General features: G+C 70.2%; 4 protein-coding genes. All 4 read left to right on the top strand.

The genetic code is table 11. The features are described 5' to 3' along the window. A partial coding sequence (locus FPZ41_RS42330) for a carbohydrate ABC transporter permease (protein ID WP_228023371.1) occupies positions 1 to 1,017 on the top strand: 1,017 nt, incomplete at its 5' end. 40 nt (positions 1,018 to 1,057) lie between these two features. Next, complete coding sequence (locus tag FPZ41_RS42325; protein ID WP_131569229.1) at positions 1,058 to 1,879, top strand: carbohydrate ABC transporter permease; 822 nt, start codon at positions 1,058 to 1,060, stop codon at positions 1,877 to 1,879. 54 nt (positions 1,880 to 1,933) lie between these two features. Next, positions 1,934 to 3,901, top strand: a complete 1,968-nt coding sequence (locus tag FPZ41_RS42320; RefSeq protein ID WP_322621435.1) for a glycoside hydrolase family 127 protein — start codon at positions 1,934 to 1,936, stop codon at positions 3,899 to 3,901. 23 nt (positions 3,902 to 3,924) lie between these two features. After that, positions 3,925 to 8,070, top strand: coding sequence for an Ig-like domain-containing protein (locus FPZ41_RS50085; RefSeq protein ID WP_152869695.1), 4,146 nt, complete (start codon positions 3,925 to 3,927; stop codon positions 8,068 to 8,070). Positions 8,071 to 8,102 lie beyond the last annotated feature (32 nt).

The following is an 8,102-nucleotide window of genomic DNA, read 5'->3' as shown; positions in this document are numbered from 1 at the left end:
CCCCCGCCCCGGCCCCACCCCTCCCACGTCCCACGGCAGAGGAGACCCATGCAGGTGAAGGCGCCCGACCGGACGGCGGCCGAACACCCGTCGTCCCGGCCGGAACGACGGACCGGCCCGTTCCGCGCGACGGCGCCCCGTTGGTGGCGGTCCCGCACGGTCAAGGGCATGGGCTACGCGGCGCCCACGGCCGTGTTCGTCGCCGTCTTCTTCGTGCTGCCGCTGCACCTCGTCGGACAGATGTCGCTCAGCGACTGGCCGCTGCTCGCGGGAGACCGCGGGGTCAACGCGCCGGAGAACTACACCGACGTCACCGACAGCGCCCTCTTCTGGCCCGCGGTGCGCTTCACCCTCCTCTACACCGTGATCGTCACGGTCGTCCTTCTCGGGCTCGCACTCCTCCTCGCGCTGCTGGTGCAGGAGTCCCGCCCGGGCGCGGGCTTCTTCCGAACTGTCTACTTCCTGCCCAGCGCCCTGGGCCTGGCCTCCGCCTCTCTGCTGTTCTGGGGTCTGTACAGCCCCACCACCGGCCCGCTCAGCCGGATCCTGGAAAAGCTCGGCGTCGTCGACGATCCCGTGTCGTTCCTGGGCTCGCCGACCTCCGCCCTGCTGTCGACGGTGTTCCTCATCGTCTGGAAGTTCGCGGGCTTCTACATGCTGATCCTGCTCGTGGGTCTCCAACGCATCCCCCACGAGGTGTACGAGGCCGCCCGTATGGACGGCGCCGGCCGCGGCCAGATCTTCCGCTCCGTGACGCTCCCGCTGCTGCGGCCGTCCCTCGCCCTGACCCTGCTGCTCTGCGTGACCGGATCCCTGCTCGCCTTCGACCAGTTCTTCATCCTCACCAAGGGCGGACCGGACAACAGCACGGTGACCGTCGTCCAGTTGATCTACCGGGAGGCCTTCCAACGGCTGAACCTCGGCACCGCGGCCGCCCTCTCGATCATCGTGCTGGGCGTGCTGCTCCTGCTCAACGCCCTCCAGTTCCGCGGTTTGCGCCGCGCCGACGAGTCATGACACCCACCTCGACACCCGCCTCATGAGAAGGGACACCACGGTGCTCACCCGCGCCCTGGGCCGGACGCCTCACTACGTCGTCGCCGGAGGTCTGGCCGTCATCTTCCTGTTCCCCCTGCTGTGGAACACCTGGGCCTCGTTCAGCGGACAGCCCGGCACCGCACAGGAATCCGGTTACGGCTTCGGCAACTACAGGACGCTGCTGGACTACGACGCCGGCCTGTGGCGGTACCTCCTCAACAGCACCGTCGTCTCGGCACTGACCGTCGCCCTGACCCTCGGGGTGTCACTGCTGGGCGGCTACGCCTTCGCCCGCTTCGACTTCCCCGGCAGGAACCTGCTGTTCCTGCTCACCCTGGCCATCCTCATGGTTCCGTACGCCACGCTCCTCATCCCGCTCTACGTGCTGCTCGGCAGGCTCCATCTGCAGAACTCGCTCATCGGACTGAGCCTCGTACTGGCCATGTTCCAGCTGCCGTTCGCCACCTTCATGATGCGGATCTCCTTCGAGGCGGTGCCGCGCGAACTGGAGGAGTCGGCACTCGTCGACGGCTGCGGCACGGCGGGCGCGCTGCGCCGGGTCCTCCTCCCTGCGGTGCGACCGGGACTGATCACGGTGGGACTCTTCGCCTTCCTCGCGGCCTGGAACGACTTCATCGCGCCCTTGATCCTCATCTCCGACAGCGAGAAGGCACCGCTGCCCCTGGCCGTCGCGAACCTCCGGCAGCAGAGCATGGGCGCCGTCGACTACGGCGCCACCGAGGCGGGTGTGGTGGTCCTCGCCGTCCCCTGCCTCCTCCTCTTCCTGCTGCTGCAACGGCACTACATACGGGGCTTCATGTCCGGCGCGCTCAAGGGCTGAAGTCCGTCACGGCACACATCCACGACCGAAGGGACCAACCAAAGGCATGAACTGGTGAGGGAGAACACGACACGGCCGCCCGTACTGCCGGTGGCGCCCACCGGGGGACGGCTGCGGCCGCTGGGGCTGGACGAGGTCAGGATCACCGGAGGATTCTGGGCCCGGCGCAGGCACACCAACGCGACCGCCACACTCGGCCACTGCCGTGACTGGATGGAACGCGTCGGCTGGACCGGAAACTTCCGGGCCGCGGCCGAGGGCCGGATCCACCGCGACCGGCGCGGCCGCGAGTTCGCCGACTCCGAGATCTACAAGCTCCTCGAAGCCATGGCCTGGGAGGCCGGGAGCGGCGGAGCGGCCACCACGCTCGACGCGGAGTCGGCCATGCTCACCGAGGCCGTCGCATCCGCCCAGGAACCGGACGGCTACCTGAACACCGCCTTCGGCCGTCCCGGACAGCAGCCCCGCTACAGCGACCTCGAATGGGGCCACGAGCTCTACTGCCACGGACACCTCATCCAGGCCGGTGTGGCCCAGGCCAGAGCCCGGGGCGAGGGCGAGCTGACGAAGATCGCCCGGCGAGCCGCCGACCACATCTGCGCCACCTTCGGCCGGGGCGGCATCGAGGGTGTCTGCGGACATCCGGGGATCGAGACCGCCCTGGTGGAACTCGCCAGGCTGACGGGGGAGCAGCGCTACCTCGACCAGGCGGCCCTCTTCGTCGACCGCCGCGGACACCAGGCGCTCGCCGACATCGAGTTCGGCCGCGCCTACTACCAGGACGACGTGCCCGTGCGGGACGCCACCGTGCTGCGCGGACACGCAGTGCGTGCTCTCTACCTTGCGGCCGGTGCCGTCGACGTCGCCGTCGAGACCGGCGACGACGCCCTGCTCGCCGCGGTCGTACGGCAGTGGGAGGCGGCGGTCGCCCGGCGGACCTATCTGACGGGCGGTATGGGCTCGCACCACCGTGACGAGTCGTTCGGCGACGACTTCGTGCTGCCGCCGGACCGCGCCTACTCGGAGACCTGCGCCGCCGTCGCCTCCGTGATGCTCAGCTGGCGGCTGCTGCTGGCCACGGGGGAGCCGCGCTTCGCCGACCTGGCCGAGCGGACCCTGTTCAACGTGGTCGCGACGTCCCCGTCCGCGGACGGCCGGGCCTTCTTCTACGCCAACACCCTGCACCGGCGCACCCGGGGCGCCGTGCCCGCCGCGGACGCCGACAGTCCACGCGCTGAGTCGAGCCTGCGCGCCCCCTGGTTCGCGGTGTCCTGCTGCCCGACCAACGTGGCGCGGACCCTGGCCCAACTGCCCGCCTACCTCGCGACGGTGGACGACCACGGCGTACAACTGCACCAGTACGCCGACGCGGAGATCGCCACCTCCCTCGCCGGCGGCCAGGGCGTCGCGCTCCGGGTCCGTACGGATTACCCCTCCGGCGGGACCGTGGCCGTGCGGGTCGTCCGGTCCCCGGACCGCCCCTGGACCCTGTCGCTGCGTGTCCCCGAATGGGCGGCGGGCGCCACCGCGTCGCTGGTCGGCCCGGACGGGACACGCAGCGCCGTCCCGCCGGGCACCGCCGAGGTCACCCGGGTCTTCCGGCCCGGTGACGAAGTACGGCTCGAACTGCCCGTGACACCGCGCTGGGTGGTGGCCGACCCGCGCGTCGACGCGGTACGCGGCACGGTGGCCGTCCAGCGCGGACCGCTGGTGTACTGCGCCGAGTCCGTGGACCTGCCGGACGGGCGGGAGGTCGACGCGGTGCGGGTGGATCCGTCCGCGGAGCCGGAGGACGGTCCGGGCGACGCGGGCGGCACCGTCGTCGTGGCCGGAGAGATCGGCGCGACTCCCGAACGCAGCGACGACGCGGCCTGGCCGTACGAACCGCTCGACCGTCCCACGGCGAGGGCCGCCGACCGCACGGGGATCGTTCTGGTGCCCTACCACTCCTGGGCGAACCGTGGGCCCTCGACGATGCGCGTCTGGCTGCCGACGGCCGAGCCGAGGACGACGGAACCGTAGACAACGCTCACCTGGAGGCAGTCGTGCACGGACCGCGAAGACGGCGCCGTCGCAGAACCCTGGCCGGAGCGCTGGCTCTCGGGCTGCTGGCCTCGCTCGCCGCCACCGCCCCGGCCGAGGCGGACAACTCGGCCATCGGCTACCCGGTGTACTCCGGATCCGCCGAGCCCGTGCCGGAGTTGCCCGCGGGCTTCTCCGTCCGCCGCACCCTGCGCGCCCAGTACGAGGCCGACCGGGAGGCCGGGAACGGCACCGACTTCTGGATGGACCGGATGCTGGCCCGCAAGGGCGCGGACCCGGCCGGCGACTGGCTGTTCACGCGGGGCCGGGCCGTGTTCATGAAGGAGCACGACCCGTCCCGGCTCGGGTTCGGCGGCAGGGTCGCCTACTGGGAGAGCATCGACAACCGTTCCGCGTACACCATCACGCTGTCCGTGGACGGCGAGAACCTCACCCTGCGCGAGGACACCGGCGCCAGGACACAGACCCCCAGCTACTGGCGCAGCGAGTTCACCCACGAGGCCGGCGGGCTGAAGGTGACACAGACCAAGTTCATCACCGACGCGAACGTCGCCGTGACGAACCTGACCCTCACCAACACCGGTTCCGCCCGCCGCGAGGTCACGCTGCGCGCCTCGTCCCCGTACACCACGGCCCCCGAAGGCCGTGAACTGACGGGCGCGGTGGCCGCGAAGAACAACCTCACCACGGTCTTCCCACGGCTCAGCGGCAACGGCATGGCCCCCACACAGGACGGTGAGGCCCTGACCCGATCCCTTGCTCTGCCCGCCGGCGGCAGCGTCACCACCAAGGTCCAGCTCGGGTTCGTCACCGAGGAGATCGCCCGCTCCCGGACGGAATACGACTCGGTGCGCACCGCGGCGCCGGCCGCTGCCTTCCGCGACCACGTGCAGACGTACAACCGCTGGTGGGCCGAGAACCTGCCGTACCTCGACGTCCCGGACGACAACATCGAGAAGACGCTGTACTACCGCTGGTGGCTGCTGCGCTACAACTACCTCGACGCCGACATCCCGGGCAACGACTACCAGTTCCCCACCTCCATGGAGGGCGCCCTCGGCTACAACAACGCCATCGCCCTGACCGTGGGCATGTTCGTCGACGACCTCAAGTACCTGCGCGACCCGAGCTATGCGTACGGACCCTGGGTGTCGGCCGGAGAAGTCTCGAAGAACGGCAAGTACACCGACAACCCGGGCGACCCGGAGAACTGGTCCAACAGCTACACCCAGTACATCTCCGAGGCGGCCTGGCGCTCCTACCAGGTGCACGGCGGACCCGACGGCGTCGTGCGCAACCTGGCGCGGTACGCGGAGAAGGACGTCAAGGGACAGCTGGAGAACTACGACCACGACGGCAACGGGCTGATCGAGTACGACTGGGGCGCCATGACCGGCAACGACGCCGACGCGGTGTCGTTCGACTGGAAGCCGGGCAACCTGGACCGCGCCGAGTCGGCCTACGTCTTCAGCAACGCCACGGCGGCAGCCCGCGCCTACGACCTGCTCGGCGAGAGAGCGAAGGCCGACGAGATGCGCGGCGTCGCGAAACGGGTGAAGGACGCGGTCCTGAAGTACCTGTGGGACCCGAAGGACAAGCTGGTCAAGCACCGGCACGTGGCCAGCGACACCCTGGTGCCCTGGAAGGAGATCAACAACTACTACCCGTACAGCGTGGGTCTGATGCCCACGCCGGACGAGGACCCGCAGTACCTCGAAGCGCTGCGGCTGTGGGCGGACGCCGAGCAGTACCCCGTCTTCCCGTTCTTCACGGCCAACCAGGCCGACAAGGCGGAGGCGGCGGAGGAGGGACACCCGGGGAGCAACAACTTCTCCGTCATCAACTCCACTGTCACCTTCCGTTTCCTCTCCTCGGTGCTCAGAAAGTACCCGAGCAAGTACATCGACCGCACCTGGTACAAGAAGCTGCTGTCCTGGAACGCCTGGGCCCAGTACATCGACGGTGACAACCGGTGGCCCGACCAGAACGAGTTCTGGGCCGACGGCAGTGCCGACCCGCAGAAGATCGGCTACCGGTCCTGGATCCACCACACCATCCTCGGCACCACCAACTGGACGGTGATCGAGGACGCGATGGGCTTCCGGCCGCGCGACGACCGGAAGATCGAGCTGTGGCCGATCGACGTCGACTGGCCCCACTTCGCCGTCACCGACATCAATTACCGTGGCACCGACGTGGCCGTGCTGTGGGACGAACCAGGTGACGGGAAACGGCCGTACGGCCGTCAGGTCCCCGAGGGCTACTCCGTCTACCTCGACGGGAAGCTCGCCTTCACCGCCGACCGCCTCACCCACCTCGTCTACGACCCCGCCACCCGCAAGGTGACGTTCCCCGACGGCGGAGGCGGCAAGGCACGCGTCACCGGCCTGCGTGCCGCTGTGCCGGAGCGAAGGGACGTCGAGTACGGCCGGAAGGACCGCGTCACCGACCTGTTCGCCAAGGCCGGCCGCGACCTGACCGGCGCTGCGGAGGAGAACCTCGCCGCCGGAGCCACGGCCCGAGCCTCGCACGAGGCCCAGGGGCGGGGTGTGTCCGGGGCCGTCGACGGCTTCACCATCAACGAGCCGTACTGGGGCGCCCGCGGCTCGGGCAACACCGAGGACTGGTACGAGATCGACTTCGGGCGAAAACGCGCGGTGGACGACGTCAGGCTCTACTTCTACAGCGACAAACGGCCGGGCGGATACGCCGAACCCGCCCTCTACACCGTGCAGTACCAGGACGGTGACGGCCAGTGGAAGGACGTGGCCCGTCCCGCCAAGTCACCCGTCAACCCGAGAGCCAACCTCAACCAGGTGAGCTTCGAGAAGGTGACGGCACAGAAGCTGCGGGTGCTCATGCGCCACCGGGACGGCCACACGAGCGGTCTGAAGGAGATCCAGGCGTTCGCCACCGGCGTCCGGCCCCCGGCCGTCCGGAACCACGCCCCGTACGTCGAGGCGTGGCGGGACACCACGTACAGCCGTCCCGGCCAGGTCCGGCTGACAGGGATCGTCGAGGACGACGGGCTCCCGGAGCGGAAGCTCTCCGCCGCGTGGAAGGCGACGGACGGACCCGAAGGCGGCACCGTCATCTTCGACGACCCGCGCGCCCCGACGACCGTCGCACGGTTCACCAAGGCGGGCACCTACACCCTCGAACTCAGCGCCACCGACGGCGCGTCGCAGTCGTCGAAGAAGGTCGTGGTCAAGGCGGAGGGGCTCGCGGACGGGCAGGTGAACGTGGCACCCTTCGCCACACCCACCGCGTCCTACACCTCCGGCTGGGAGTCCCTCGCAGCGATCAACGACGGCCGCGAACCCGCCTCGTCCTCCGACGCACCGCGCTGGGGCAGCTGGCCCCAGAAGGGCACTCAGTGGGTCCAGTACACCTGGGACGACCCGGTCCGCGTGGACGGCTCCGACATGTACTTCTTCCGCGACGCGCAACCGGGCGCCGCCGACGGTGTCGGAGTACCGGAGGCCTGGGTCATCGAGTACCGCGACGGCGACACCTGGCGCGAGGTCGCCTCACCCAGCGGCTACGACACCGCCGAGGACCGCTACAACAGGACCACCTTCACCCCCGTCACGACGACGGCCCTGCGCGCCCGGCTGACCGGCCATCCGAACCTCGCCCTCGGCGTGCAGGAGTGGAAGGTGTACGCCGAGACGCCGGAGTCCGTGCGCGAGGTCCATGTCCCCACCCCACGCGGCACGATCCCCGAGCTGCCCGGACAGGTGACGCTGGTCTACGCGGACGGCTCCACGGCGCGCTCGCCCGTCGCCTGGCCCGCCCTCACGGAGGAACAGGTCGCGGAGGGCGGCACGAGCGTACCGATCACCGGGCTCGCCGACCGGGCCGCGCAGCCCGTGACCGCGACCGTTTGGGTGCGGCAGAGCGACGCGGTGGAGATCACGAGCATCGCCGAGGAGCACGTCACCACCCGGGCCGGCGCGGCGCCCACGCTGCCGGCCACCGTGGTCGCCACCTACAACGACGGCTCCAAGGACAGCCGGACCGCCGTCACCTGGGACCCGGTGAAGCCGGAACAGTACGCCGAGCCGGGCACCTTCGAGATGAAGGGAACCGTGGCGGGAACCACCTATCGCGCCACGGCCACCGTCACCGTGACCGGGCCGTCATGACCGCCCGTCACCGACCCACCGCGCCCCTGCCC

The organism is Streptomyces acidicola (assembly GCF_009377235.1).
Classification (GTDB): domain Bacteria; phylum Actinomycetota; class Actinomycetes; order Streptomycetales; family Streptomycetaceae; genus Streptomyces; species Streptomyces acidicola.
Note: the sequence above shows the minus strand (reverse complement) of the source record. Positions and strands in the feature narration are given on the sequence as shown.